A 24,990-nucleotide genomic window follows, 5' to 3' on the forward strand; every position below is an offset into this window, starting at 1 on the left:
GTGGGGATATCCGCTGCGGGCGGGGGGCCGGCCGCACCGCGGGCCCCGCCGCTTCACCGTGGTCGTCTGCGCCTATACGGACGACCGCTGGGACGACATCCTCGCCGCCGTCGCCTCGGTCCGGGCCCAGTCGCTGCCCGCCCTGGAGACGGTCCTGGTGGTGGATCACAACCCGGCCCTGCTGGACCGGCTCGCCCGGGAGTTCGAGGAGTACGTCCCCGGATCCGCCGCGCTCCCGGCCGGTGCCGGGGGGGTACGGGTGATGGCCAACGCGGGCCCCCGCGGGCTCTCCGCCGGACGCAATACCGGGATCGCCGCCGCCCGCGGTGAATTCGTCGCCTTCCTCGACGACGACGCCGTCGCCGACCCGGAGTGGCTGCGGGTCTTCGCCGGTGCCTACGACGACCCGGCGGTGGTCGCCGTCGGCGGCCGCACCGAGGCGGCCTGGGCCTCCGGTCACCGGCCCGCCTGGTTCCCCGAGGAATTCGACTGGGTCGTCGGCTGCACCTACCGCGGTCTGCCCCCGGGGAAGGTCGAGGTCCGCAACGTCCTCGGCGGCAACGCCTCCTTCCGCCGCTCGGCCTTCGACGCGGCGGGCGGCTTCGCCACCGGTATCGGCCGGGACGGCGACAAGCGACCGCTGGGCTGCGAGGAGACCGAACTCTGCATCCGGCTGTCGAACGCGCTGCCGGACGCGGTCCTGCTGATCGACGACCGGGCGGTGATCCACCACAAGGTGCCCACCGCCCGGGAGCGGTTCGCCTACTTCCGCACCCGTACCTACGCCGAAGGCCTCTCCAAGGCGCTCGTCGCCAAGAGCGTCGGCGCGGGCAAGGGACTGGAGTCCGAACGCCGCTACACCACCCGGGTACTCCCGGCCGGAGTGCTCCGCGGGCTGCGGGACGCGGCCCGGGGCCGCCGGGGCGGCGCGGGCCGCGCCGGGGCGATCGTCACCGGGGTCGCCGCGGCCGCGGGCGGCTACGCCCTGGGCACCCTGCGGGCCCGCCGGGGCGGAGTGACCTTCGCCTCCGGGCCGATCGAGCCGCTCCCTCCGGCCGGAACCGCCGGATCCGACCGTACCGACGCCCCCGGGGAGAGCGGCGCCCGATGAACACCCCCGTACCCGTACTGATGTACCACGCCGTGGCCGACGCCCCGGCGAAGGAGACCTACGGGCTCTCCGTCTCACCCGCGGCCTTCGCCGAACAGATGGCGGTGCTCGCCGAACGCGGCCTCACCCCCGTCACCACCGCCGAACTGGGCGCCTCCTGGCGGTCCGGCGGCCGTAGTCCGCTGCCGGCCCGGCCGGTCCTGATCACCTTCGACGACGGCTACGAGGGTGTGCACCGGCACGCCCTGCCCGTACTCGCCGCCCATGGCTTCTCCTCGACCCTCTTCGTCTCCACCGGCTGGCTGCGCGGCGCGCACGACGAGGGCGGCGCCCTCGACACCATGCTCGACTGGGACCAGGTACGGGAGCTGGCATCGGCCGGTACCGAGATCGGCGGCCACACCCACAGCCATCCGCAGATGGACCAGATCGACGACGCCCGGCTGCGGTTCGAGACCGAGCACTGCCGGGACGTCGTCGCGGGCGAACTGGGCGAGGTGCCGGGCTCCTTCGCCTATCCCTACGGCTACTCCAGCCGCCGGGTCCGCGAGACGGTCCGCGCGGCGGGCTTCGCCCAGTCCTTCGCCGTCGGCAACGGGCTGGCCAGGCCCGCCCAGGGCCCGTACGCCATCGAACGGCTCACGGTCCGCCGCCGGACCGGGATCGAGGAGTTCACCCGGATCGTGGAGGGCCGGGCCATCCGCCGGACCTTCGCCGGGGACCGCGTCCTGACCAAGGGGTACGCGGCGGTGCGCCGTACCCGCCGGGCGGCGGCCCTGCTGCGGGAGACGGCCGGACCCCGCGGCTGAACCGCCCCGCGCCGTACGCCCCGCCACCCGTCGAGGGGGCCGGGCCGTACGGGGCGGCCGGTGCGCCCGGCGCCGTACCGCCGTCCGGGCCCCGTCGGCGCCCGACCCGGCGAGACGCGCGCCACGCGGTCGCAAAAGCCGGTGCGTCACCCGCACCGGTGACGGATCATGGGCGGCATGCCAGTCCCGCGACCTCAGGACGCCGTACCGATCCGGCTCACCCTCGACGACGACGACACGCCGACGAGTGTCATCGACGCCCTGTTCATCAGCCGGTTCGCCAGTGGTGAGCAGCCCTACGCCCAGACCGCCAATATCGACCCCGCCCAACGGGACGCCCCGTCGCTGCCGCCCGGCGCGACCGTGCTGCGCCGGTCGTCCGGGGGCAACGGCCGGAGCGCGGTACTGGCCGAAGGCGAGGGCTGGACCCTGCTCGCCGCCCGCTGGCAGCAGACCCTCGACATCACCGTCACCGCGACCTCGGACGAACTCGCCCGCGAGGTGCTGGAGCTGGCCGCCCGGGACGCGGCGGACCAGGCGGAGGACACCCCCGACAACGTCACCATGGGGTTCTGGTACTTCTCCCCCGGACGCGGGCCGCGCCGGACGACCCGGCAGATCACCGCGGGCTCCTGGCAGGAAGTCCGCGGCAACTACACGGCCCCGGTCGGCGCCGCGTTCGACGAGCTGATGAAGACCACCCCGGACGACATCACCGGACGGCTGCTGCTGCTGCACGGACCGCCCGGGACCGGCAAGACATCGGCACTGCGGACCCTGGCCCGGTCATGGCGCGACTGGTGCCAGGTCGACTGCGTCCTCGACCCGGAGCGCCTCTTCAACGACGTCGGCTATCTGATGGACATCGCCATCGGCCGCGACGACGAAGAAGACGACTACGCCGACGACGACTCCGGCGGGGACGGCACCCCCGGCGGCAAGCGCTGGCGGCTGCTGCTGCTGGAGGACTGCGACGAACTGATCCGCGGCGAGGCGAAGCACGCCACCGGACAGGCGCTCTCCCGGCTGCTGAATCTGACCGACGGGCTGCTCGGCCAGGGCCGCAATGTGCTGGTCGGGGTCACCACCAACGAGGATCTGGAGCGGCTGCATCCGGCGGTGGTCCGCCCCGGGCGCTGTCTGGCCAGGATCGAGGTCGGTCCGCTCACCCGCGCGGAGTCGGTGGCCTGGCTGGGCACCGACGAGGGCGTGGGCCGGGAGGGTTCGACCCTCGCGGAGCTGTACGCGCTGCGCCGGGGCGGCACCCCGGCCTCGGTCCCGGGCCAGTCGACGGCACCCTCGGCGGGGCTCTACCTCTGATCCGGGGCGGGTAGACGATACGGGTCGGCGCTGCAGACCGCCGGGCGCCCCGGGCCGTACCGGCGACCGGTCAGGAGCCGGGGCCGTAGACGGCGCGCAGCGCGTCGCGGGCCGCGGCTCCGGCCGCCTCGGAGTCGGCCCCGAGACGGTGGGCGCGCTCGGCGAAGGCGGCGGCCGCGCGGGCCAGTTCCCGGGCCGCGGCATCCGCGGCGGCGGCGACGAAGGTCCCGTTGCGGCCCCGGGTCTCGATCACCCCGTCCGCCTCCAGCGCGCGATACGCCTTGGCGACCGTGTTGGGGGCGAGGCCGAGGTCGTCGGCGAGGCCGCGCACGGTGGGCAGCCGGTAGCCGACGGGCAGAGCGCCGGACCTGGCCAGCTCGGCGACTCGGGCACGGAGCTGTTCGAAGGGGGCGACGCCGGACGCGTCGTCGATGTCGATCGAGAGGGTCACGGGCGAATTCTGCCCCACGGAACGGCCGTGGGGACGACGGGGAGGAGAGCGGAATGGCGGACGGCACGGCCGTCGGGGTACGGCTGACGAAAGCGGGCCGTACGAAGATCGTCTATCCGGCGGAGCTGATCGCCGACGACGGGGTCCGGTTGGTGGTGAAGGCGCCCTGGGCGGCGCCGGGCGTACGGGACTTCGGCTTCGTCCGCTTCGAGCCGGGCGATGTCTTCACCGAGTACTACTGGCGGGACCGCTGGTACGCGGTGAAGGAGGTCCGGGGCCCCGGCGGCGGGCTGAAGGGCTGGTACTGCGACATCACCCGGCCGGTACGGGTGGCCGGGGACGTACTGACGGTGGAGGATCTGGACCTCGATCTGTGGGTGCCGCCGGACGGCGGGGCGCCGCTCCGGCTCGACGAGGACGAGTTCGCGGCGAGCGGCCTCGCCGACCGCGACCCGGAGGCGGCGGCTTCGGCGCGGCGGACCCTGGACGCGCTGGCGGCCCTGGCCACGGGCCCGGACGGCGGTGCGGCGCTGCTGGCGTAGCCGGGACCGCGCGGCCCGACGGGCCGGTCCCGGGCCGTCGGCCGGTACGGGGCCGGGCCGGGCGGCGGCGGTCAGGCCGGCTCGTCCGGATGGAGCGCGTCGAGGACGAGACCGAGGCCGAAGGCGAACTCGGCCGCCGGGTCGTAGCCGGAGCCCCGGATCTGCTCGGTGACGAGTTCGGCGAGATGGGGGTAGGTGTCGGCGGGCAGCTCCGCCAGGACCGCGCCCGCCACCTCGTCGTGCTCGGCCGGGCTCCGGAACGGCAGACTCAGCTCCTGGACGACGAAGCCGTAGAGATAGCTGTCGATCAGTGAGACGGCGTGGGCGGCCAGCCGGACCGAGAATCCCCCGGCACGCAGTGCCCCGATGACGGCGTCGTGGTGGCGCAGGGTCATGGGTCCGGGCCGGGTACGGGAGTCCAGCAGGGGGACGGCCCACGGGTGGCGCCCGAGTACGGTCCGGGCGGAGTGCGCCCGGTGCCGTACGGCGCTCTTCCAGTCGGTGTCGCGCGGCGGGAGTTCGATCTCGCCGAAGACCGCGTCGACCATGCCGTCGAGAATGTCCTCCCGGCCCGCGACATGGTGGTAGAGGGACATCGCCTCGACGCCCAGCGGGGCGGCGACCGCCCGCATGGTGAGGGCCGCCGCGCCCTTCTCGTCGGCCACCGCCATCGCCGTACGGATCACCCGCTCCCGGCTCAGCGGGGTACGCGCCGCCGCTCCGGGTCCGCCCCTGACCCCCTTGGCCATCGGCCTTCCTCCGTTCCGTCCCTTGACCGCCTTACGCCATAAGGTTAGCTTGCCTTACACCATAAGGTGAACAGGTCGGCGAAGGGGTCGCGCCATGGGTACGGAGCACATCGGGAAGGTCTGCGTCATCGGGGCGTCGGGAAAGCTGGGCCGGTACATGGTCCGGCACGCCCTGGACCGGGGCTATGAGGTCGTCGGGGTCTGCCGGGAGGCGAGCGTGCCGAAGCTGGCCGGCTTCGAGGACCGGATCACCGTGGTCCCCGGACCCACGAACGACCCGGAGGTGATCCGCCGGGCGGTCCAGGGGTGCGACGGGGTGCTCACGGTCCTGGTGCCGTGGGGGGTGCGGCAGTACTCGTCGGGGACGGCCCAGGCGGTGCTCGACCACGCGCGGCCGGGGGCCCGGCTGGTCTTCTCCTGCGGCTGGCACATCTCGCGCGACGGCCGCGACCGGTATTCGCGGCTCTTCCTCTGGGGCGTCCGGATCTCCGCCGTCATCGGCAGGCTCGTCCGCGCGGTCGAGATCGACGACCAGGTGGAGGCATGCCGGCGGATCTTCGCCAGCGACACCCGGTGGACCGTGGTGCGCGGCAGCACGCTGGAGGAGGGCGAGAGCCAGGGGCTCCCGGTCTGGAGCCGGCATGTGGGCGATCCGGTACTGGCCGGCGACCGGACCCGGCGGACCGATTTCGCCCTCTTCATGGTGACGGCGCTGGCCGACGAGGCGCTGGTACGGGAGGCCCCGGCGATCGTCGGGAGGCTCACCCCGAGCGCGCTGAAGCACGGCGGCTGAGCCGGTCTCGCGGGTACGGCGGGGCTCGCGGGGAAGGCGGGGCTCAGATCTCCCGGCGGCGGATCCCCCGGGCGGCGACCGCCTCGGGCCGCAGCGGCTTGCGGTAGTGGATGCGGTCGTAGGGGCCGTCGACCCGGCGCTCGGTGATCTCGTAGCCGTAGCGCGCGTAGAGGTTCTGGTTCTCCCACATCAGGGCGTTGGTGTAGAGCCGGATCTCCGGCAGGCCCAGCTCCCGCGCCCGGGTCTCCGCCAGCCGGAGCAGGGCCCGGCCGAGGCCGGATCCCCGGGCGTCGGGGTGGACGGCGACCGACTCCAGGAAGAGATGGTCCTCGCGGGGGACGAGGACGATCACCCCCAGGACCGGCTCGCCGATGACGAACACCCGCCCCGCCGCCACATCGGCCGTGTGGTCCGCCTTCATGGGGGCGGGCACGGTTCCGATCCGGTCGATGTAGTGGTGGTAGGCCGCGTCGGTCACGGCTTTCACCAGCGGTACATCGGCGGTGACGGCTGGGCGGGTGTCCATGGTCAGCTCACATCCCGGTTCAGGACGAGACGCCGGCGCGGCGGCGCAGGAAGAGCTTCTTCAGCAGCGGCCAGGCCAGCAGGATCGCGATGATGACGTACACCGTGACCGAGAAGCCGGTGTTGACCAGGCCGGAGACGCTGCCGTCGCTGAGCTGGAGCGCCCGCCGGAGCTGCATCTCGGCGCCCGGGCCGAGGATGACACCGATGACCGCGGGCAGGATCGGCAGCCCGTAACGGCGCATCCCGAGACCGATCAGACCGATGATCAGCAGGATGACCAGGTCGAGGGCCTCGCCGCCGACCGCGTAGGCGCCGACTCCGGCGAAGAAGAGGATGCCCGCGTAGAGGTACGGCCGCGGGATCCGGAGCAGCTTCGCCCAGACCGGGGCGAGCGGCAGGTTCAGCGCCAGCAGCAGCACCATACCGACGAAGAGGGAGGCGATCAGGCCCCACACCAGGTCGGGCTCCCGCTCGAAGAGGAGCGGGCCGGGCTGGATGCCGTACTGCTGGAACGCGGCGAGCATCACGGCGGCCACGGCCGTCGTGGGCAGACCGAGGGTGAGCATCGAGACCAGGGTGCCGGCCGCCGAGGCGGAGGCCGCCGACTCCGGACCCGCGACGCCCTCGATGGCGCCCTTGCCGAACTCGTTCTTGTTCTTGGAGAGCCGCTTCTCGGTGACGTAGGAGAGGAAGGTGGGAATCTCCGCGCCACCGGCCGGGATCGCGCCGAACGGGAAGCCGATGAACGGACCGCGCAGCCACGGCTTCCAGGTCCGCTTGACGTCGTCCTTGCCGAGCCAGGGGCGGCCGACCGGGATCGGCGGGGCGCCGCCGCGGCGCAGATGGGCGGCGACCCAGAGGGCCTCGCCGATGGCGAAGAGACCGACCGCGACGATGACGACGTCCACACCGTCGGCGAGCTGGAGCGAGCCGAAGGTGAGCCGCTGCTGGCCGGTCATGGAGTCCAGACCGACGAGACCGATGGTGAGACCGATCAGCAGGGAGGCCAGACCGCGGATCCGGGAGGAGCCGAGGACCGAGGTGACGGCGATGAACGCCAGGACCATGATCGCGAAGTAGTCGGGGGCGCCGATGTCCACGGCCAGCTCGGCGACCTTGGGAGCCAGCATGACCAGCAGCATCGTGCCGATCATGCCGCCCGCGAAGTGACCGATCGCGGCGGCGGCCAGGGCTTGGGCGCCGCGCCCCGATTTCGCCATCGGATTGCCCTCGATCGCGGCGACCACCGCCGCGCTCTCACCGGGCGTGTTGAGCAGGATCGAGGTGGTGGAGCCGCCGAACATGGCTCCGTAGTAGATACCGGCGAACATGATGAAGGCGCCGGTCGGTTCGAGTCCGTAGGTGACGGGGAGCAGCAGGGCCACGGCCATGGCCGGGCCGATGCCGGGGAGGACACCGATCGCGGTGCCCAGCAGGACACCGATCGCCGCCCAGAGGAGGTTCATCGGCGTCAGCGCTGTGCCGAAGCCGTCTATCAGTGAGTTGATCGAATCCATCGGGCTACAGCACCCCCATGAGCGGGCCACCCGGCAACGGGACGCCGAGCAGGTTGTTGAAGACGTAGTACGTGCTGAGCGCGATCACCGCGGCGATCAGTGGATCGCGGTGGTAGTGGCGGCTGCCGAGGGCGAACGCGGCACCCCAGAAGAGCAGGGTTCCGGCGATGGGGAAGCCGATCGGGCCGATCAGGACGGCGAAGCCGAGGAAGACACCGGTGAGCAGCAGAACGGTCTGCCAGTCGCTGGGCTCGCTGAGGTCGATGTCCTCGCCGCCCTCCGCCTCTCCCCGGCCGCCGCGCATGACGTCGACGGCGAGCAGGACGGCGACCACCAGGAGTCCGATACCGACCACGATCGGGACGGTCTTGGGGCCGACCGGGCCCCGCTCGGAGATCGAGACGTCCATGGTGAGGGCGTCGGTGAGGACGAGTACCCCGATGGCGAACAGCAGGACGCTGACACCCAGCTCGGAGTGGTCGCGCAGCCAGGAGCGGCGGCCCTCGGGGGCGGCCCGGCCCGGGCCCTCGGCGGGGCCGGCGGCGGGAGTCTCGGAAGTGTTCACAGCCCCAGCTCCTTCAGCACCTGGTCCACGCGCTTGTTCTGCTCGTCGAGGAACTCGCCGAACTCCTCACCGGGGAGGAAGGCGTCGTCCCAGCCGTGCTTCTTCAGCGACTCCTTCCACTCGGGGGACGCATGGAGCTTCTTGATCAGATTGACCAGCTTCTCCTGCTCCTTCTCCGAGAGGCCGGGGGGAGCCACGATGCCGCGCCAGTTGGTGAACTCGGTGTCGAGGCCGGCCTCGCGCAGGGTGGGGGCGTCGAGACCGGGCACCCGCTTGGGGCCGGTCACGGCCAGCAGCCGCAGCTCACCGGATTTGATCTGGTCCAGGTACTCGCCGACGCCGGAGACGCCGAAGGCGACCTTGTTGCCCAGGATGGAGGCGAGCAGTTCGCCGCCGCCGTCGAAGGGGATGTAGTTGACCGACTTCGGGGCGATGCCCGCCGCCTGCGCCATCAGCATCGGCGCGAGGTGGTCGGGGCCGCCGGGGGACGAGCCGCCGCCGACGGCCAGCTTCCGCGGGTTCGCCTTCCACGCCTCCAGCAGGTCCTGGATCGTCTTGTAGGGCGAGTCCTTGGAGACGACGACGATGTCCTGCTCTTCGGTGAGCCGGGCGATCGGCGTGGTGTCCGCGAGGGTCTTGGGGGTCTTGTTGGCGTGCACCGCGCCGACGACACCGAGACCCATGGACATCGCGAGCTTGCCGTTGCCGCGCTCGGAGACGAGGCGGGCGAGGCCGACCGTGCCGCCGGCACCGGGGAGGTTGAAGACCTCGATGTCGTGGGTCAGGTTGGCGTCTTCGGCGTTCTTCGCCGCGGTGCGCGCGGTGATGTCGTAGCCCCCGCCCGGGGTGTTGGGGACCATGAACCGCAGCCCGGGGATCTTCGTGCCGGTCTCGGAGGTGTCGCCCGTGCTGAGCAGGGGCGGCCCCACGAGCACCAGCAACGCCGCCCCGAGCAGGGCGAGGGGAGTGCGCAATCGCACGTGAGCCGCCTCTCGGTAGGAGTTGATGTGAGGTGGCCCACATGTTGCCGTCGCGTTAAGAAAGTGTCTCTCTTCCGGAATCAACGGACGTTGTGGTCATTGTGGTCCCGGCTTAGCGTGAGCTCGTGATGAATGTGCTGGTGGTGGACGACGACTTCATGGTCGCCAAGCTCCACAGCCGCTATGTGTCGGCGACGGACGGCTTCCGAGTGGCCGGGGTGGCCCACAGCGGCGCGGAGGCGCTGCGCGCGGCTGAACGGCTCCGGCCGGACCTCGTGCTGCTCGATATCTATCTGCCCGATATGGACGGTTTGGGGGTCCTGCGGGAGCTACGGGCGGCCGAGGAACGGGACCCCGCCAGGGCCACTGTGGACGCTTTGTTCATCACCGCCGCGCGGGACGCGGAGCTGGTACGGGCGGCGCTGCGGGCGGGTGCCCTGCACTACCTGATCAAGCCCTTCAGCCAGTCGGCGCTCCAGGAGCAGCTGCGGCACGTGGCGTCGCTGCGGTCCCGGTTCGACCGGCTCGGGCAGGCGCGGCAGGAGGACGTCGACCAGATCTTCGGCACCCGGCCGCCCGGGGCCCGGGGGCTGCCCAAGGGGCTGGCGCCGCATACGGCCGAGCTGGTGGAGCGGATCCTGCGGGAGCATCCGGGGGATCTGTCGGCGTCGGAGTGCGCGGAGGCGGGCTCCCTGTCGCGGGTCAGCGCCCGCCGCTACCTGGAGTACTTCGTGGAGACGGGCCGGGTGGAGGTGACGCTGCGGTACGGCGGGACCGGCCGGCCCGAGCGGCGGTACCGGATCGCCGGACGGCGCTGAGGCGCCGGGCCGTACCCCCGTACCGCGATGGCACTCCGTGCCGTACCCCCGTCGGCCCGCTGTGACCCGTGGCACCGATGGTGCGGGGGATCAGCGGGCCTTCACAGGCGGGGGCCTACGATTCCGGCACGGGCGACGCCCCCAGCTCGGCGCTGAGCCAGCGCTGGGGGCGCATCCGGAAGACCAGCGAGTAGCCGAACTCGGCCTGGGAGTAGTCGAGATAGGCCTCCACCTTGTCGGCCGGCAGATAGCGGGCCGCGATCTCCCTCATCCGCTCCCTGGTACAGGGTTCGGAACCGACGATCGGCCCCTCCACGGAGACGTACCGCACGGTCGGCTCCACCCGGTCCACCATGAGGGAGAAGCGGCCCGCGGCGGTGAGCAGCTTCGCCTTCCGCGAGCCGACCGCGGTCGTCACCCATAGTTCGCCGCCGGGTTCGTACTGGTACCAGATGGGCACCGTCAGCGGCGCCCGCCCCTCTTCCCCGGAGTCCACCGAGAGGGCCCCGATATGGGGTTCGAGTAGGAACTGATCGCGCTCTTCCCTGCTGAGGGCAGGAGAACCTGCTGCCATGGACGCTCTTCCTCCGCTTTTCTTCGAGGGTACGAATCCGGCACGCCGGGCGGGCCGGGGAAACCGTGCCGCCGGATCCTCAGCCCGCGCTTAGCGCCTCCTTAAAACAAGGATAAGGATCGCCATGTTCCCGTTCCGGCACGGGACTTCGGCGCTCGGACGGGTTAGCTTGGCTGATGCCGGAGATTGGTCCGGACCAATGCGCAAGAGGTGAACGACGGGCTGCGCATCCCCTTCGGACCGCTCCGGCTCCCCCCAATGTTGAGGAGAACGTCACGATGACCGCTCGCCGCAAGGTCACCATGGCCGCCGCCGCACTCGGCCTCGCGCCGCTGGCGCTGGCCGGGCTGACGGCCACCCCCGCCGCCGCCCACGGTTCCATGACGGACCCGGTCAGCCGAATCGCCGCGTGCCACGCGGAAGGACCGGAGAGCCCCGACTCCGCCGCCTGTAAGGCGCTCGTCGCCGCCGGCGGCACCCAGCCGCTGTACGACTGGAACGAGGTCAACCTGCCTGCCGTGGCCGGGGCCCACCGCTCGCAGATCCCGGACGGCAAGCTCTGCTCCGTCGGCCGGGACAAGTACAAGGGCCTGGACGCGCCGCGCACCGACTGGCCGTCCTCCCCCATGTCCGCGGGCTCGAAGACCTTCCAGTGGCGGGCCACCGCCCCCCACGTGGGCACGATGGACCTGTACATCACCAAGGACGGCTACGACCCCACGAAGCCGCTGAAGTGGTCCGACCTGGAGAGCCAGCCGTTCGTCTCGGTCACCAACCCCAAGCTGGTGAACGGCTCGTTCGTGTTCCAGGGCAACGTCCCGCAGAAGCAGGGCCGCCACCTGGTCTTCTCGGTCCTGCAGCGCTCCGACTCGCCCGAGGCGTTCTACACCTGCTCGGACGTGGTCTTCGGCGGCGGTACGGCCGGAGCCCCCCGGGCCCAGGCCCCGACCGAGACCCAGCTGGAGCAGACCGCCGCCAAGTCCACCGTCGACCACGGCGGACACGGTGGCGACTCGCACGCCGAGACCAAGGCCAACGCGAAGTACGCGTCCGGCCAGAAGTCCGACAAGGGCGCCGACGCGCACGGCGGCGGCCACGCCGCCCAGGGCGAGTCCAAGGCCCTCGCGGAGACCGGCGGCGACAGCAGCACGCCGTACATCGCCGCGGGTGGCGGGCTGGTCCTCGCCATCGGTACCGGTGTGGTCTTCATGTCGGCACGTCGCCGGGCGACGTCCGTCGGCCGCTGACCCCGGGTCACGGCCTTCCGCCGCCACGGCGGCACACGACCGCGCGTCCGTCAGCCGCTGACGGACGCGCGGTCCGTTTTCCGGGGCCGTACGGTTTCCAGGTCCCGGACGCGCGGTCCGTCTCCCGCCCCGGACCACCGCGGTCACCCTCCCCGCAGCCCCGGATGCCCCCATTCGGCCCCGTCCCGCCTGCGGGCAGGGCGCCGTACCCCGACCGTGGGGCCATGACGCGGACTACGGACGGCGACCCGCCCACCCCCCACACCCCGGGCCGGATCCCCCCGCGTCCGGGCTTCCTCGACGAGGTCAGGGACGCGGTCACGCTCCGGGCGGCGCTGCTGATCATCGGGGTGCTCGCCCTCCAGCTGGGCTTCATCACCTCCTACATCGGCGCCTTCCACCATCCGAAGCCGACGGACATCCCGCTCGCCGTCGTCGCGCCCACCCCGGCCGCCGCCGACCGGGCCGTACGGGATCTCGCGGCGCTGCCCGGCGACCCGCTCGACCCGCGCGCCGTGGCCGACGAGGCGACCGCCCGCCGCCAGATCGGGAACCGCGAGGTCGACGGCGCCCTGCTGCTCTCCCCCGCCGGACCCGACCGGCTGCTGGTGGCCAGCGCGTCCGGCGCCTCGCTCTCCGACGCCCTGACCGCCGTCGTGACCCGGGCCGAGAAGGCCGAGGGACGTGCCGTCGACGTACTCGACGTCGTCCCCGACGCCCCCGGCGACGCCCGCGGTCTGACCTCGTTCTACCTGGTCATCGGCTGGTGCGTGGGCGGCTACCTCTGCGCCGCCGTACTCGCCGTCAGCGCCGGGGCCCGGCCCGCCAACCCCCACCGGGCACTGATCAGGCTGGGGGTACTGCTGATCTACTCCGTCGTCGCCGGACTGCTCGGTACGGTGATCGCCGGACCGGTACTCGACGCCCTGCCCGGCAGCGTGCCCGCCCTCTGGGGGCTCGGCGCCCTGCTGGTCTTCGCCGTCGGCGCGCTCACCCTCGCTCTCCAGGGGCTGGCCGGGATCATCGGGATCGGCCTGGCCATCCTGATCGTGGTGGTCCTCGGCAACCCCAGTGCGGGCGGCGCCTATCCGTATCCGCTGCTGCCACCGTTCTGGCAGGCGGTCGGCCCCGCCCTGCCCCCCGGGGCCGGGACCTACGCCGCCCGGTCCATCAGCTACTTCCGCGGCAACGGCGCCCTGGGACCGATGCTGGTGATCTCCGCCTGGGCGGTCGGCGGCGCCCTGGTCACCATGGTCTGCGCCGTACTGCGCCGCCGCGCCGGGGAGCGCGCCGACGCGGCGGCTCCGGCGTCCCCCGGGCCCGGAAGCACCACCCCGGCATAGCACCGGCGCACGCCCGGAGGCCCGATCCGGCCACCGGCTCTCGAATCCGCCGCCAAGTGATGACAAAACCTGCTGATCCCCGGCCCCTCCATGGGTAATCATCAAAGGGCCGGGAACGCGCGTATGCGGCGGCCGGCCCGCACCTGGGAACTTTCTCGTGGCCGACGGATCCCGCAGGCACGGCCCAGGGCGATCGGGGTGAAAAGGGGGACGGGAGTGCGACGTCGGGTGCGCACGGACGACGGGCGGCATCTGATCACGGAACGGCTGGGGGATCCACAGGGCAAGCCGGTCTTCCTGCTCCACGGCACCCCCGGCAGCAGACTGGGCCCGGCGCCCCGCGGCATGGTGCTCTACCAGCGGGGCATGCAGCTGATCGTCTACGACCGGCCGGGCTACGGCGGCTCCGACCGGCTCGCGGGCCGCAGCGTCGCCGATGTCGCCCAGGACGTCCGGGCGATCGCCGACGAACTGGAGCTGGAGCGGTTCTCGGTCGTCGGCCGCTCCGGCGGCGCGCCGCACGCCCTGGCCTGCGCCGCCCTGATGCCGGACCGGGTCGACCGGACCGCGGCGCTGGTGACCCTGGCGCCCCGGGACGCGGTCGGGCTCGACTGGTTCGACGGGATGGCCGCCTCCAATGTGGACGCCTACACCTCGGCCCTGGACGACCCCGTCGCCTTCACCGAACTCTTCACCCTGCGCTCCGACGAGATCCGCAAGGACCCGATCAAGCTCCTCAACGATCTCCGGCACGAGCTGCCCGACTCCGACCGGGCCGTCGTCGCCGACGCGGGCGTACGGTCCATGCTGCTCCGCAACTACCAGGAGGCGCTGCGGACCTCGGCCTGGGGCTGGATCGACGACGCCATGGCCTTCTGCGGCCCCTGGGGCTTCGACCCGGCCGACATCAGCGGTCCGGTGATGCTCTGGCACGGCGAGAAGGACGTGTTCTCGCCCGTCGGTCACTCCCGCTGGCTGGCCGAACGGATCCCCGGGGCGACCGCCGTACTGGAGCCGGCCGCAGCGCACTTCGACGCCCTGCACGCCCTGCCGAGGGTGCTCAACTGGCTGATCGAGGATCTGTAACGGCCCGGCCGGGCCTGCGGACGGACGAGGGGCCGGGACGCCGCCCGAGGCGTCCCGGCCCCTCCCCCGCTGCCGTCGGCTCACACCGCCAGCGGCTCCAGATCACGGTGCACCCGGCGCTCGTCCCGGGCGATCCGGGTCAGCGCGTGCTCGTCGCCGAGCTGCCGGGTCAGCTCCTCCACGGTCTCGTTCCGCAGCGCCGCCGACTCGTCCTTGCGGCCCAGCATCCCGAGGGTGACCGCCAGATTGGAGGCGACCGCCAGCACCTCGGGATGGTGCGGCCCCAGCACCTCCCGCAGCCTGCTGACCGTCCGCTGCTCGATCTGGAGGGTCTCCTCCAGATTGCCCAGGTCGGCCAGGGCGTTGGCGAGGTTGATGGTGCTGAAGAGGGCATGCGGATGGCTGTCGCCCAGGACCGCGCTCATCCGCCGTACCACCTGCACCAGCAGTTGCTCCGAGGTCTCCGGATCGCCGCAGCCCCAGTGGAAGATGCCCAGATTGTTCATGGCGGCGAGGGTGTACGGATGCTTCTCGCCCGGGACCACCATGTACTGGTCCACCACCTCCTGGGCCAGATCCCGGGCCGCGACCGGCTCCCCGGCCGCGAAGAGGTCCGCCGCCAGATTGAGATCGCAGGCCAGCGAGTCCGGATTGGCCGAGGTGTACTGCGCCCGGTAGCGGTTGCGGGTGGCCGTGGTGAGCCGCCGGGCGTCCTCCAGCTGACCCGCCCGGCGCAGCGACACCGCCAGGGACTTGGCCGCCGCCAGCGTCCCCGGGAACGTCCGCCCCAGCTGCTGCTTCAGCAGATCGTAGGTACGGGCCAGCAGCACCACCGAGTCCTCGTACCGGCCGACCTCCCGCAGATCGCGGGCGAGTGACGTGGCGGAGGAGAGGGTGTACGGATGCAGCGGGCCCAGCACCTCGGTCCGCCGGTCGAAGACGTCCTGGTCCAGCTCGCGGGCGCGGGCGTACTGGCCGACCATCCGCAGATTCAGCGCCAGGTTGTTCGCCGCCGCCAGGGTCCTGGGATGGGACTCGTGGAAGATCTGGCTGAAGCCCTCGTGCGCCTCGGTCGCCAGCTCCATCGCCTTGCCGTACTGCCCGAGCGTGCCCAGGTCCATCGCCAGGCCGCTGGTGGTCATGTACGTATGCGGATGCGTCGGGCCCAGCACCTCCCGCTGCCGCTCCAGGGTGACCTCGTCCAGTTCCTTTGCCTCCACATAACGCCCCTGGGAGCGCATGATGTTGGAGAGGTGGAAGCGCAGATACAGATACTGGTAGTCGTTGTTGCCCAGCATCGCGCGCCAGGTCTCGCGGACCTCGTTGCCGGTGGCGGCGGCCGAGTCCCAGTCGCCCCGCTTCCAGAGGTAGCGCACCCGGTCGATCAGCAGCCTGCGGGTCTCCGGCTCGCGGCAGTTGCGCGCCTCCGAGGTGGCCAGATGCGGCCAGATGGTGGCGAACTGCGGCCAGGTGGAGGGGTTGTCGATCGGCTCGTCGTCATCGGGCCTGGCCCCGGCCAGGACCTGGTGGACCGCGTGCCGCGCCTGCTGCTGCTCCTCGTCGCTGAGCTGGGCCCGGATGACGGCCTGCACCAGCCGGTGCACCTGGATGCTGTTGTTGACCTGGTCGACCTTGGCCAGGGCGAACCGCCCGATCTCCCGGATCACCCGCCCCAGTACCAGCTTCTCCTGGAGGGAGGCGTCGTACGGCTTCAGGGCGTCGATCATCTCCTTGCTGTAGAGCAGATTCGCGGAGATCGGCTCGGGCGCGAAGAAGGCGCAGAGCTGGAGCAGCCGTACCGCCGCAGGCGACCGCTCCTTGAGCCGTTCGATGGAGACGTTCCAGGTCGCGGCCACCGGCTCCGGATAACCCGGCGGCTGGTTGAGCGCCAGCACACTGGTGGTCTGCTCCTTGAGCTGGTCCAGATACTCGGCGACCGGTGTCGCGGTCTCGGCGATCCACGCGGCGGCCTGTTCGACGGCGAGCGGGAGGTCGCCGACGGCCATGGCGACCTGGTCGGCGTCGTCGTCGCTCAGTCCGCGGGCCCGCCGCTGAAGGTGCTCGATGGACTCCTCGCGGGTGAAGACGTCGATCGGCAGCGCGTCGCCGTACTGCGACCAGGTCTGGTTGCGGGAGGTGACCAGGATGTGTCCGGGGCCCTGGGGCGGGAAGAACCGCTTGAGCTGTTCCGGGTCGTCCGCGTTGTCGAAGACCAGCAGCCAGCGGGTCGACGGCACCCCCCGGCGGAGCAGGTCGATCGCCTCCCGGGAGGCGGCGGACATGTCCTCGCCCGCCTGGGCCCCCAGCCGTACGGCGAGTTCGGCGAGGCTGGCGACCACATCGTCGATCTGCTCGGCGGAGACCCACCACACCAGGTCGTAGTCGGCCATGAAGCGGTGGACGTACTCGATGGCGACCTGGGTCTTGCCGACCCCGCCGAGGCCGTAGATGGTCTGCGGCTGCGGCAGTACGGCGGCGACCGACATCCCGCCGCCGAGCTGGTCGCGCATCCGCTCCAGGACGACGGCCCGGCCGGTGAAGCCGGGGTTGCGCGGCGGCGCGTTCCAGATCTTGGGCACGGTACCGGGGAACCGGGGGCCGGGGGCCGAGCTGTCGGGCAGCTGGACCGGCCGGTCCAGGGCCCGCAGCAGGGCGCTGGTGGCCTGCACCTCGTCGAGCCGGAAGAGGTCGACCGGGTTGCGGTCGATATAGGGGGTGGTGAGCCGGACGTCGCCCACCCGGATCGGCAGCAGATGCTGCCGGCCGCCGCCGGGGTCGTCGGCCGCCGCCCGGGACCAGACCTCCACCGCGCGGGCCGACTTCAGATACGCGGACGACAGCAGCACCACGGTACGGGCCGCGGTCTCGGGCGTGATCGGGCTCTCCCCCGGGTCCCGTTCCACCGACACGTCCCGGGGTACGACCCGGAACCCGGCCCGGGTCAGCTGGGCCTCGATCCAGTCGGCCCACATCCGGTTCTCCGCCACATAGCTGAGGAAGAGATCGGCCGGGAGGGCGGGGCGGCGGCGGGTGAAGGCGTCCTTGATCCGCAGCCGGGTCTCCTCGCCGACGTTCGGCATGGCGGTGACGTCCTGCTCGGTGATCACCGAGGTGAGCCGTTCGAAGGCGGAGAGCAGGGAGTTGGTCAGTCCGGCCTCGTCGCCGAAGGTGGCCAGGGTCTCCTCGTAGGCGTAGTAGGGGCGGTACGGGATCTCGACGGCGCCCCAGTAGGTGGTCAGCTCGTCGCCGGCGAGCCCGCTGGGCAGCCGGTCGAACTTGACCCGGGCCAGTGCCCGGCCCGCGTCCGCCTTCTCCTTCTCGCCCTCGTCGATCCGCATCGGCACCGGATAGATCTTGATGTTCCGGCCGCCGTAGCGCTCGTCGATCTGGCGGGCGACGGAGGCCGCGCCGTCGATCGACTGGTCGCTGAGGGTGAAGCAGTCCACCAGGACGTCGGGGAGGTGGACGGTGCAGATGTCGGCGATGTCGGAGAGCCCGGTCCGGCTGTCGATCAGGACGTAGTCGTAGTTGGCCTTCATGTCGTCGCGGAGCGCGTCGAAGAAGAGGCCGCCGCCCAGCCGGTCGTAGAAGTTGTCCCAGTCGAAGGTGGAGACGGTCGCGGAGTACTCCCGGTTCTGCTTGCCCGCGGAGACGAAGTCGAGCGTTCCGCCGTCGGGGAACTCCCAGCCGAGGATCTCGGGGGTGAGGGAGACCGCGTGCGGCTGGATGCGCGCGTAGTCGATGTGCCAGTCGTCCCGGCGGGCGGTGTCGGGCGTGATCGCGGCCCAGGCGTACTCGGTGATCAGATCGATCACCCCGGTGGTGGCGCCCAGGGTCGACGGATCGAGGAAGGGGTGGAAGAAGCGGTGCAGGCCGGGTGCTTCGAGGTCCCAGTCGACGGCCAGGACCCGTTTGCCGTTGGCGGCCAGGATCCAGGCCGTGTTGGCCAGGGCCATGGTGCGGCCGGTGCCGCCCTTGTACGAGTAGAACGTGACGATGCGTCCGTCACGACTGGCTGTCATCCGTGTCCTCCGCATCGGGAGCGAGTCCGCGCAATGTGTCCGGGACGTACTGGGTGGTGCCGTAGTCGGCCATCGGGCCGCGGAGTCTGGGCCGTTCGCCGCGGGAGGCGGCGCCGGGAGGCGGCGCGGGTGGATAGACCTCGGCGTGCCGCAGATACTCCTGGGCGGACGCCTCCACGACCTGGGGCAGGATCTGGCCGAACGCCTCGATGCTGAACACCCCCCGGGCGGCGGCCCGGCAGGCGGGCCGGCCGTGGTTCATCTGGTGGGGCATGGTCCGCTCCAGCCGTTCGGCCAGCTCCGCCTCGGAGTGCCGGCTCTGCGGGTCGTCCCGGTTCCACGGGACCACGACGGTGACCCAGGGACGGGGATGGGCGTCGAAGGCGGCCAGCCGGGCACAGCGCCGGTCGTCCACCAGGGCCCAGCGGTCGATGATCAGGATCTCCGGCCGGGTGGGCGGCAGCCCGGGGTCGGGCATGGTCTCGTGGTCGAAGGAGGAGATCGTCGGCTGGTAGTCGAGCGAGCCGACCAGGTCCCTGGCCACATAGGCGAGCGGGCGCGCGGAGTCCGGATGGTAGGGATTCCATTCCTGCGACTGTTTTCCGTAGTAGTCGGGGGCCCGGCCCTCGGGCAGATCGTGGTGGGTGGGCGCGGCGATGGTGAGATGCATCGGCCGGGGTCCGGCCGACCGGCCGAAGGCGCTGGGCGCGTGGCGGTAGTCGACCGGGCTGCCGGGGGTGACCCGGGTGGTGTCGGCGACGGCGACGATGCGTTTCGCCAGTTCGTAGACGGCGGCCTCGTACTCCTCGGCGAATATCCGGAGTTTGATCAGGCCGTAGAGGCCGTCGGTGACATAGCGGTCGCCGAAGGCGCGGTGGTTGAACTGGAGCCGTTCGGCCGGTCCGGGCAGTTGTTCGGGTGGCATCGGCACCCAGAGCGCGGGCACGATGGCCTCGGCCGGGCGGTTGCTCTTGGCCTGGTGGTAGATCGCCCGCTGGGCGAATGCGTACCACTCCTTTCCGCACATCTCACTGGCGAAATAGCGGGGCGAGAAGAGCGGGACGAACACCCGGCAGTTGGCGAGTACATCGCCCAGCCGCTCCGACCAGCCCTCCCCCGAACGTATCTCCCGGTCCATGAAGCCCGCCGGGGCTCCGGCGGGCAGGTCGGTCATGGCCATCACATGACCGCAGAGATCGCGGAAAAGCCGCTCCACCCACATGTCCGGATCGGGGCCCCCCGCCCCGTACCGCGGTGTGTGCGCGTAACTCAAGAAGAAGTACGGCCGATGGTCCGCCGCACGTTGCGCTGTTTCCGACACACGACCCCCGTCCTGTGTGAACTCCCGCCCTCGCCCCCGGCGTCGAAGGGAGTGGCGAGCGAATTAATCATTCCGGAGCCCGCGCGCTCCATCCCCCCGAGGTTCAGTCAATCAACGCCGCTTTTCAGACATCCAGCGATCCGCATGCCGGATCGCCGCCTTGATCGGGAAAAGCCGGGCCCGACCCCCTCCCAGCTGCCCCATTCGTACCAGCCCGGCAGGGAAATCGGCACCGATGGTGTCAAATTCTCGGTCGTCGAGGACGACATCTTCGTACGTTGTCCATTTCTTACCCCCATCGGGCCGCCGAACCACACAGGAGTAGGTTCTGCGGGGAGCACCGGGGTGGTACTCGGCGAGATGGAACGCGGTGCAGACCGAGAAATCGACATTGATCATCAGCACTCGGGCATCGGCGCGGTGCAGGGCGCCGAGCGGGGAATCCCAGCCCAGGTGCGAGGTGAGCGGATGTCCGGCGAGCAGTTCGGCGGCCCGGGCGCCCACGGCGGCGAAGGAGGTCTGCGGATGGGCGCTGCGGACGGCGCCGTCGGCGGTGCGTACGGACTCGGCCAGTCTGCCCATGCCCTGGCTCGGGGTGGCCGCCGGGTCGAAGGCGGGCATCGCCGCCCGGAACTCCCGGACCCGGTCCGGGGCCATCCCCCGGATCAGGTCGAGATGCGCCTGGGACGTGCTGGAGTTCGCCGGAGTGAAGGCGGGGGCGACCAGGGTGCCTTCGGGGCCGAGGGCGGTCAGCAGGGCGTCCCGCAGGGCGTCGGCGTCGAGGCCGGTGCCGCGCAGGGACGCGTGGACGAGCAGCGGCGGCCCCGGGGCGACGCCCAGGGCGGCCAGTTGGGCGCCGATCGCGGGGTCAGCCACGGGACGGCTCCGGGCCGGCCGGTTCCGGTCGCCCGGCCCCGGCGGAGTCCACCCGGTGGGTGTCGAGTTCGGCCCTGAGATCGGCGAGCAGCCGGTGGCCGGCCGCGGTGGGTTCGGGAGCCCGGTCGAGGGCGGCCAGCGCCGCTGCGGCCCCGATGGCGCCGTCCGGTTCGAGGGCGGCGAGGCCGATCCGGACGTACGCCTCCGTGAGCAGGACGGAGAACGGTACGGGTTCCGGGTGCCAGGGCGAGGGGTGCCGCCACTCGCCGTCCTGGGCGTACAGTCCGCCGACCCGGGTCAGGGCGCGCAGCTTGGCCCGGCGCAGTCCGCGGAGCAGTCCGGCCGCGAACTCCCCGGGTGACGACGGCCGGACCAAACCGAGTCCGCCGTAGCCGGGTTCCGTCCCGGATCCGGTGGTTCGCGGTCCCGGGACCCGGTCGGCCGTGGGCGCGGCCAGCGGGGTGAGGGTACTGAGGCAGCCCGCGGCTTCGGCGGCCTGCCGGGGCGCGGCCCTCAGCAGCAGCGGCCAGGCGTCGGCGAGCAGCCGGTCCCACTCCGCGACGGCCTCGTCGGTGAGGCGTTCGGCGGCGAGGGTCCGGTAGCAGTCGCGGTAGGGGTCGAGGTCGTCCAGCCGCAGTACGGGTACCCCGTCCCGGCCGCCGATCGGCCGTACGGCCCGCCAGCCGGGCACCCGGGCGGCGGCCTCGGGTTCCAGCGGGATCCGCAGCACGGGCCGGCCGGGGAGGGTGACGAGGAAGCCGTCTCCGTCGGGTCGTACGACGGTGTCGCCCGGCGGGACCTTGTCACCGGCAGCGTCACCGACACCCGCACCGGGGCGCAGTTCGCCGACGGCGGGCAGCCGGAGCACGCCGTCCTCGTCGCGGGGGACCCGCAGTTCCGGGCCCGAGCCGTCCAGGACCAGGGCGGCGGCGAGCCGGCCCGGGAGCCGCCGGAGCAGCGCGGGGGCCTCCGGCCGTTCCTCGCGTACGGCGGTGAGCGCGTCGGTCAGCCAGACCCGGGTGTACGGATGGCCCCAGAGCCGGTCGAGTACGTCGCCGCTCTCGTCGAGGGCGACCAGCAGCGGCCAGGTGTCCTCCCAGTGGGGGCCGCCTCCGTCGGCGAGTTCGCCGGTGAGGGTGCCGCTGAGCATCCGGGTCACGTCCTGGTCGTCGGCGAGCAGCGCGCCGGGCTCGACGACGGCGGGGGGCACCAGTTCGCCGCCGATCCGCCGTTCGACCCCGCGGACGAGGGCTTCGAGGTCGGCGCAGTAGACGGAGGTCTGGTCGAAGCCGTCCGGCGAGCGGTAGCGGTGGGTGTAGAGCCCGCCGCCGCAGGAGCGGACCACGGGGCAGCTCCGGCAGGTCTCGCCGACGGAGGCCAGGCCGAGTTGCCTGGCCCGTACCCCCGGATGGGCGGCGACCTCGTCGAAGGAGTGCCGCAGTACGTCGAATCCGGTGGCCGCCGCGCCCTCGTAGGCGCTCTTGAGCGAGTCGACCTGTTCGAGGGCGCCGTCGGTCTCCACCACGACCAGGTCGGTGGGGGCGAGCCCCAGGGACTCGGTGAGGCTGGGGCCGCCGGAGAGGGTGGAGAAGAGCGACTCGAAGAGCCGGACGGGGACGGGACGGCCGCGGGAGTCCCAGCGGTCGAAGATCGTCAGCAGCCAGTCGGCGTAGGCCGTGGGCGATCCGTCCGGGCGGGCGGGCGGCTGGTCCCAGGTCGCGTGCGGCAGCAGGAAGTCGATCCGCGGCGGGTCGAGTTCGGCCAGGGCGTCGTAGACGGCGACGGGGTCGTTGGCCACGTCCACGGTACAGAGCAGACCGAGGTAGAGATGGCGGTAGCGCTCCTGGCGGAGGAGTTCGACGGCGCGCAGGACGAGCGGATGGCTGGTCCGGCCGTCGGCGAAGCGGCGATGCCGGTCATTGGCCGTGCGGTCGCCGTCGAGGGAGATCCCGACCTTCAGCTCGAACTCGGCGAAGAGATCCAGATACCGGGGGCTCAGTTGTAAGCCGTTGGTGTGGATACGGAGATCGAGTTCGGCGATACCGTCCAGCGCGCGGGTCAGTTCCTCGCAGACGCGGCGCAATCGCGCGGGCCCCGCCAGCAGTGGCTCCCCTCCGTGCAGGATCACTGACACGGAGGGCAGGGCATGATTTTTGGCATGCTCGGCCAGTCGCAGAGCTGTCCAGGAAATCGCTTCGTCAGAGATTGCCTTCGGGCGGGTACGCCAGCTCTGATCAGCGTGTTCGTAGATATAGCAGTGGTCGCAGGCGAGATCGCACCGACTGTGGACCTTGAGGACGATCTCGCGGAATGGGACCAGCGGTCCTGTCATTCCACCAGTCTAATGGCCCGGTCCCGGCAAAGTGGCCGAAACGCGAACCAAGGCGAACTAGAGCGACGAGTTGAACGTGGCGGTGCGGACGGGGCGTTCGGCGGCCGGAGCGGCCCCGGCCGCCTTCTTCGCCGCGCCGGTCTGCGGCAGGGAGACTCGGTTGCGCTTCGCCGCGGCGAAGGATGCGGAGATCGTCATGAGGGGGCCGTCCTTTTTCGTTCTGTGTACACATGATCGCGCGCGATCTGGTTGTACAGCACGGATAACCAGGCACCATTGCGGCGCCCGGCGGCACGACTCTACTCTCAAGTTCACCCTGAGCAACTCAGCACGTGAACCCCTAACAGTTAGAGTTGCTTCATATTCTGTCAGGAGTGCACGGAGGAAGCGATTCCATCTCTGGGGCGACCGCAGGGTGACGGCATTTCCGCAGAGGGGGAGGCATGTCCGGCAATCCCGGCCCGCCCGATGGCACGGTCTTCCGAAATACCGATCTACCTGCGCTTTTCCATCACACGGACGCCGTGGCCATCCGCCGCCAGCGGGAGGCCGTGGGCTCCACCCGGCGTCAACTGCTCCTCCTGGTGGTGGGTGCGGCGGCCGCGGCCCTGCCCGGCTGGCAGCCGGTCGACGGCTTCCAACTGGCGGGCGCGCTGAGCGCGTTGGCGTACGCCGGGGTGCTCCTGGCCGGCGCCCGGGCGTCCCGCAGCGGGGCGAAGTCGCACTGGCAACTGAACCGCTCGGCGGCCGAGTACATCAAGTCGATGTGCTGGCGCTATTCCGTGCATGGAACACCGTTCGATCCGGCCGCCGACGATCCCGACGAATTGTTCGTCCACCGTCTGGAGGAAGGGCTCCGGGAGCTGACCAAAGTGGGCTGGCAGGACCCCCGGACGAGCATTCCCGAGGTAGCGGCGGGGGAACTCATCACGCCGGCGATGCGGCGGCTGCGGGGGCTGCCGTTCGGGCCGCGGAAGGAGACGTATATCCGCGACCGGCTCATCGAACAGCGGAACTGGTACCACCGCAGTGCGGAGACCTCCCGCCGGGCGACCCGGGTGTGGTCGGCGACGATCGGGCTCCTCACCCTGCTCGCCCTCGCCCTTTCGCTGCTGCACATGTTCTCGGTGGCGGAGTCCCTGGAACTGGTGGGTGCGCTGTCGGCGGCCGGCGCGGCCTGTCTCGCCTGGAGCGAGATCCGCCGCCGACGGCCGCTGATCGCCGCGCACTCCCTCGTCGAGGAGGATCTGGCGGCGATGCACTCGGCGATGGAGACTTCGGTGACGGAGGGGCAGTGGCCGTCGGCGGTCTACGAGACCGAGCGCATCGTCTCGCCGCAGCACACCGACTGGCTGGTCCGGCACCGCAGTTGACCCCTGGTCGCCCTGTCATCATCCCGGGGCCCGGGGGCGCCCCGGCCGTCCGTCAGGGGCGGCGCATGCCGTCCCGCCAGATGACGGTGACGGGCTTCCCCAGGTCGCGGGCGTAGTGGACGATGTCGGCGGTCCCCCCGAGTCCCCGGGAGGGGCCGCCGTCCCAGACCGCCAGCAGCCGGTCGCAGTTGTCGGCGATATACGCCCCGGCCGCGTAGTACGCCTCGTCCGTGGAGTGCCGGAAGCCGAGCCGTACCTCACGGCTGGCCCGGCGCCGGTAGTCCCGGTAACTGACCAGCTCACCCGGGGCGAAGCCGTCCTCGTAGTCATCGCTGGGAATCACCGCGGTCAGGGTCGCGCCGCACTCCAGCGCGATATCGGCGAAGAGCTGGTCCGCACCGATCGCCAGGCTGGAGAACGCCTCCAGACTCCCCTCGTGGCGCCCCAGGACGGCCCGCATGGCCGCCCGGATGTCCGGATAGCCCTCCGAGGGGATGATCCGGTGGCCCGTGATACCGATCCGCTTCACCGCCGTGCGACCCCCCGTGTCCCGCGAGACTCCCGCGCGCTCCGACCTGGTGGACATCGTCCCAGAACACCGGGGGCCGTGGACCCCGCGTCCGTAGAGAGGAC

23 protein-coding genes are annotated in these 24,990 nt (G+C 71.8%); 10 read left to right on the top strand and 13 right to left on the bottom strand.

Annotated elements, in window-relative coordinates; translation table 11 throughout:
- Positions 1-13: 13 nt before the first annotated feature.
- The 3 genes from ABZ714_RS29630 to ABZ714_RS29640 all read left to right on the top strand — a co-directional run bounded on the left by ABZ714_RS29630 (position 14) and on the right by ABZ714_RS29640 (position 3,240).
- Positions 14-1,111, top strand: coding sequence for a glycosyltransferase family 2 protein (locus ABZ714_RS29630; protein ID WP_358828466.1), 1,098 nt, complete (start codon positions 14-16; stop codon positions 1,109-1,111).
- Entirely contained in the window at positions 1,108-1,920 is an 813-nt protein-coding gene (locus ABZ714_RS29635; protein ID WP_358828431.1) for a polysaccharide deacetylase family protein, read from the top strand. Before ABZ714_RS29630 ends, ABZ714_RS29635 begins: the two co-directional genes overlap by 4 nt.
- A gap of 168 nt (positions 1,921-2,088) precedes the next feature.
- A complete protein-coding gene (locus ABZ714_RS29640; RefSeq protein WP_358828432.1) occupies positions 2,089-3,240 on the top strand; it encodes a DUF5925 domain-containing protein in 1,152 nt (383 codons plus the stop codon).
- A gap of 70 nt (positions 3,241-3,310) precedes the next feature.
- On the opposite strand, the gene ABZ714_RS29645 is transcribed toward ABZ714_RS29640, so the two are convergent.
- Positions 3,311-3,691, bottom strand: a complete 381-nt coding sequence (locus tag ABZ714_RS29645) for a GntR family transcriptional regulator (RefSeq protein WP_358828433.1) — start codon at positions 3,689-3,691, stop codon at positions 3,311-3,313.
- 53 nt (positions 3,692-3,744) lie between these two features.
- On the opposite strand from ABZ714_RS29645, the gene ABZ714_RS29650 reads away from it, so the two are divergent.
- Positions 3,745-4,233 (top strand): DUF402 domain-containing protein, encoded by a 489-nt coding sequence (locus tag ABZ714_RS29650; RefSeq protein ID WP_358828434.1) that lies wholly within the window; start codon positions 3,745-3,747, stop codon positions 4,231-4,233.
- A gap of 71 nt (positions 4,234-4,304) precedes the next feature.
- Here ABZ714_RS29650 and ABZ714_RS29655 read toward each other — a convergent pair whose 3' ends face one another.
- Complete coding sequence (locus ABZ714_RS29655; RefSeq protein WP_358828435.1) at positions 4,305-4,982, bottom strand: TetR/AcrR family transcriptional regulator; 678 nt, start codon at positions 4,980-4,982, stop codon at positions 4,305-4,307.
- 94 nt (positions 4,983-5,076) lie between these two features.
- On the opposite strand from ABZ714_RS29655, the gene ABZ714_RS29660 reads away from it, so the two are divergent.
- On the top strand, positions 5,077-5,775 hold the full coding sequence (locus ABZ714_RS29660) for an NAD(P)H-binding protein (RefSeq protein WP_358828436.1): 699 nt from the start codon (positions 5,077-5,079) through the stop codon (positions 5,773-5,775).
- A 43-nt stretch (positions 5,776-5,818) separates the two neighbouring features.
- Here ABZ714_RS29660 and ABZ714_RS29665 read toward each other — a convergent pair whose 3' ends face one another.
- Genes ABZ714_RS29665 through ABZ714_RS29680 form a run of 4 tightly spaced genes read right to left on the bottom strand, consistent with a single transcriptional unit; the run spans position 5,819 to position 9,365 of the window.
- Positions 5,819-6,301, bottom strand: a complete 483-nt coding sequence (locus tag ABZ714_RS29665) for a GNAT family N-acetyltransferase (protein ID WP_358828437.1) — start codon at positions 6,299-6,301, stop codon at positions 5,819-5,821.
- A gap of 19 nt (positions 6,302-6,320) precedes the next feature.
- Positions 6,321-7,820 (bottom strand): tripartite tricarboxylate transporter permease, encoded by a 1,500-nt coding sequence (locus tag ABZ714_RS29670; RefSeq protein ID WP_358828438.1) that lies wholly within the window; start codon positions 7,818-7,820, stop codon positions 6,321-6,323.
- A gap of 4 nt (positions 7,821-7,824) precedes the next feature.
- The gene (locus ABZ714_RS29675) at positions 7,825-8,385 is read right to left on the bottom strand and encodes a tripartite tricarboxylate transporter TctB family protein (RefSeq protein ID WP_358828439.1); all 561 of its coding nucleotides are present in this window, start codon (positions 8,383-8,385) and stop codon (positions 7,825-7,827) included.
- Positions 8,382-9,365 (bottom strand): tripartite tricarboxylate transporter substrate binding protein, encoded by a 984-nt coding sequence (locus ABZ714_RS29680; protein WP_358828440.1) that lies wholly within the window; start codon positions 9,363-9,365, stop codon positions 8,382-8,384. Before ABZ714_RS29680 ends, ABZ714_RS29675 begins: the two co-directional genes overlap by 4 nt.
- 128 nt (positions 9,366-9,493) lie before the next feature.
- On the opposite strand from ABZ714_RS29680, the gene ABZ714_RS29685 reads away from it, so the two are divergent.
- Positions 9,494-10,183, top strand: a complete 690-nt coding sequence (locus ABZ714_RS29685) for a response regulator (protein WP_358828467.1) — start codon at positions 9,494-9,496, stop codon at positions 10,181-10,183.
- 115 nt (positions 10,184-10,298) lie between these two features.
- Here the strand turns inward: ABZ714_RS29685 and ABZ714_RS29690 are convergent, their stop codons facing one another.
- On the bottom strand, positions 10,299-10,757 hold the full coding sequence (locus tag ABZ714_RS29690; protein ID WP_358828441.1) for a pyridoxamine 5'-phosphate oxidase family protein: 459 nt from the start codon (positions 10,755-10,757) through the stop codon (positions 10,299-10,301).
- A gap of 278 nt (positions 10,758-11,035) precedes the next feature.
- On the opposite strand from ABZ714_RS29690, the gene ABZ714_RS29695 reads away from it, so the two are divergent.
- From ABZ714_RS29695 to ABZ714_RS29705, 3 genes are all read left to right on the top strand, one after another.
- Positions 11,036-12,004, top strand: a complete 969-nt coding sequence (locus ABZ714_RS29695; RefSeq protein ID WP_358828442.1) for a lytic polysaccharide monooxygenase — start codon at positions 11,036-11,038, stop codon at positions 12,002-12,004.
- A 224-nt stretch (positions 12,005-12,228) separates the two neighbouring features.
- Positions 12,229-13,347, top strand: a complete 1,119-nt coding sequence (locus ABZ714_RS29700; protein WP_358828443.1) for an ABC transporter permease — start codon at positions 12,229-12,231, stop codon at positions 13,345-13,347.
- A 228-nt stretch (positions 13,348-13,575) separates the two neighbouring features.
- Positions 13,576-14,433: an alpha/beta hydrolase gene (locus ABZ714_RS29705; protein ID WP_358828444.1), complete on the top strand. Its 858-nt coding sequence runs from the start codon at positions 13,576-13,578 to the stop codon at positions 14,431-14,433.
- 80 nt (positions 14,434-14,513) lie between these two features.
- Here the strand turns inward: ABZ714_RS29705 and fxsT are convergent, their stop codons facing one another.
- The 5 genes from fxsT to ABZ714_RS29730 form a co-directional block, all read right to left on the bottom strand.
- Positions 14,514-18,455 (bottom strand): FxSxx-COOH system tetratricopeptide repeat protein, encoded by a 3,942-nt coding sequence (gene fxsT / locus ABZ714_RS29710; RefSeq protein WP_358828445.1) that lies wholly within the window; start codon positions 18,453-18,455, stop codon positions 14,514-14,516.
- Positions 18,439-19,776: a TIR-like protein FxsC gene (locus ABZ714_RS29715; protein ID WP_358828446.1), complete on the bottom strand. Its 1,338-nt coding sequence runs from the start codon at positions 19,774-19,776 to the stop codon at positions 18,439-18,441. Before ABZ714_RS29715 ends, fxsT begins: the two co-directional genes overlap by 17 nt.
- 111 nt (positions 19,777-19,887) lie before the next feature.
- Positions 19,888-20,652 (bottom strand): AAC(3) family N-acetyltransferase, encoded by a 765-nt coding sequence (locus tag ABZ714_RS29720; RefSeq protein ID WP_358828447.1) that lies wholly within the window; start codon positions 20,650-20,652, stop codon positions 19,888-19,890.
- Positions 20,645-22,984 carry a radical SAM/SPASM protein FxsB, inactivated metallohydrolase extension form gene (gene fxsB, locus ABZ714_RS29725; RefSeq protein ID WP_358828448.1) on the bottom strand — a complete coding sequence of 780 codons (2,340 nt, stop codon included), beginning with the start codon at positions 22,982-22,984 and terminating at the stop codon, positions 20,645-20,647. The genes ABZ714_RS29720 and fxsB overlap by 8 nt, the downstream gene beginning before the upstream one ends.
- 57 nt (positions 22,985-23,041) lie before the next feature.
- Positions 23,042-23,182 (bottom strand): hypothetical protein, encoded by a 141-nt coding sequence (locus tag ABZ714_RS29730; protein WP_358828449.1) that lies wholly within the window; start codon positions 23,180-23,182, stop codon positions 23,042-23,044.
- A 245-nt stretch (positions 23,183-23,427) separates the two neighbouring features.
- On the opposite strand from ABZ714_RS29730, the gene ABZ714_RS29735 reads away from it, so the two are divergent.
- Positions 23,428-24,357 (top strand): DUF4231 domain-containing protein, encoded by a 930-nt coding sequence (locus tag ABZ714_RS29735; RefSeq protein WP_358828450.1) that lies wholly within the window; start codon positions 23,428-23,430, stop codon positions 24,355-24,357.
- Between the two features lie 52 nt (positions 24,358-24,409).
- On the opposite strand, the gene ABZ714_RS29740 is transcribed toward ABZ714_RS29735, so the two are convergent.
- A complete protein-coding gene (locus ABZ714_RS29740; RefSeq protein WP_358828468.1) occupies positions 24,410-24,886 on the bottom strand; it encodes a hypothetical protein in 477 nt (158 codons plus the stop codon).
- Positions 24,887-24,990: the final 104 nt, after the last annotated feature.

The sequence above is a fragment of the Streptomyces sp. NPDC006798 genome (assembly GCF_040635975.1).
GTDB lineage: Bacteria > Actinomycetota > Actinomycetes > Streptomycetales > Streptomycetaceae > Streptomyces.

Excerpts from the sequence above, each read along its gene's own strand:
- ABZ714_RS29695 (WP_358828442.1), top strand. The coding sequence starts at position 11,036 with ATGACCGCTCGCCGCAAGGTCACCATGGCCGCCGCCGCACTCGGCCTC.
- ABZ714_RS29635 (WP_358828431.1), top strand. The coding sequence starts at position 1,108 with ATGAACACCCCCGTACCCGTACTGATGTACCACGCCGTGGCCGACGCC.
- ABZ714_RS29690 (WP_358828441.1), bottom strand. The coding sequence starts at position 10,757 with ATGGCAGCAGGTTCTCCTGCCCTCAGCAGGGAAGAGCGCGATCAGTTC.
- ABZ714_RS29660 (WP_358828436.1), top strand. The coding sequence starts at position 5,077 with ATGGGTACGGAGCACATCGGGAAGGTCTGCGTCATCGGGGCGTCGGGA.
- ABZ714_RS29700 (WP_358828443.1), top strand. The coding sequence starts at position 12,229 with ATGACGCGGACTACGGACGGCGACCCGCCCACCCCCCACACCCCGGGC.
- ABZ714_RS29640 (WP_358828432.1), top strand. The coding sequence starts at position 2,089 with ATGGGCGGCATGCCAGTCCCGCGACCTCAGGACGCCGTACCGATCCGG.
- ABZ714_RS29655 (WP_358828435.1), bottom strand. The coding sequence starts at position 4,982 with ATGGCCAAGGGGGTCAGGGGCGGACCCGGAGCGGCGGCGCGTACCCCG.
- fxsB (WP_358828448.1), bottom strand. The coding sequence starts at position 22,984 with ATGACAGGACCGCTGGTCCCATTCCGCGAGATCGTCCTCAAGGTCCAC.
- ABZ714_RS29685 (WP_358828467.1), top strand. The coding sequence starts at position 9,494 with ATGAATGTGCTGGTGGTGGACGACGACTTCATGGTCGCCAAGCTCCAC.
- ABZ714_RS29670 (WP_358828438.1), bottom strand. The coding sequence starts at position 7,820 with ATGGATTCGATCAACTCACTGATAGACGGCTTCGGCACAGCGCTGACG.
- ABZ714_RS29650 (WP_358828434.1), top strand. The coding sequence starts at position 3,745 with ATGGCGGACGGCACGGCCGTCGGGGTACGGCTGACGAAAGCGGGCCGT.
- ABZ714_RS29730 (WP_358828449.1), bottom strand. The coding sequence starts at position 23,182 with ATGACGATCTCCGCATCCTTCGCCGCGGCGAAGCGCAACCGAGTCTCC.
- ABZ714_RS29735 (WP_358828450.1), top strand. The coding sequence starts at position 23,428 with ATGTCCGGCAATCCCGGCCCGCCCGATGGCACGGTCTTCCGAAATACC.
- fxsT (WP_358828445.1), bottom strand. The coding sequence starts at position 18,455 with ATGACAGCCAGTCGTGACGGACGCATCGTCACGTTCTACTCGTACAAG.
- ABZ714_RS29665 (WP_358828437.1), bottom strand. The coding sequence starts at position 6,301 with ATGGACACCCGCCCAGCCGTCACCGCCGATGTACCGCTGGTGAAAGCC.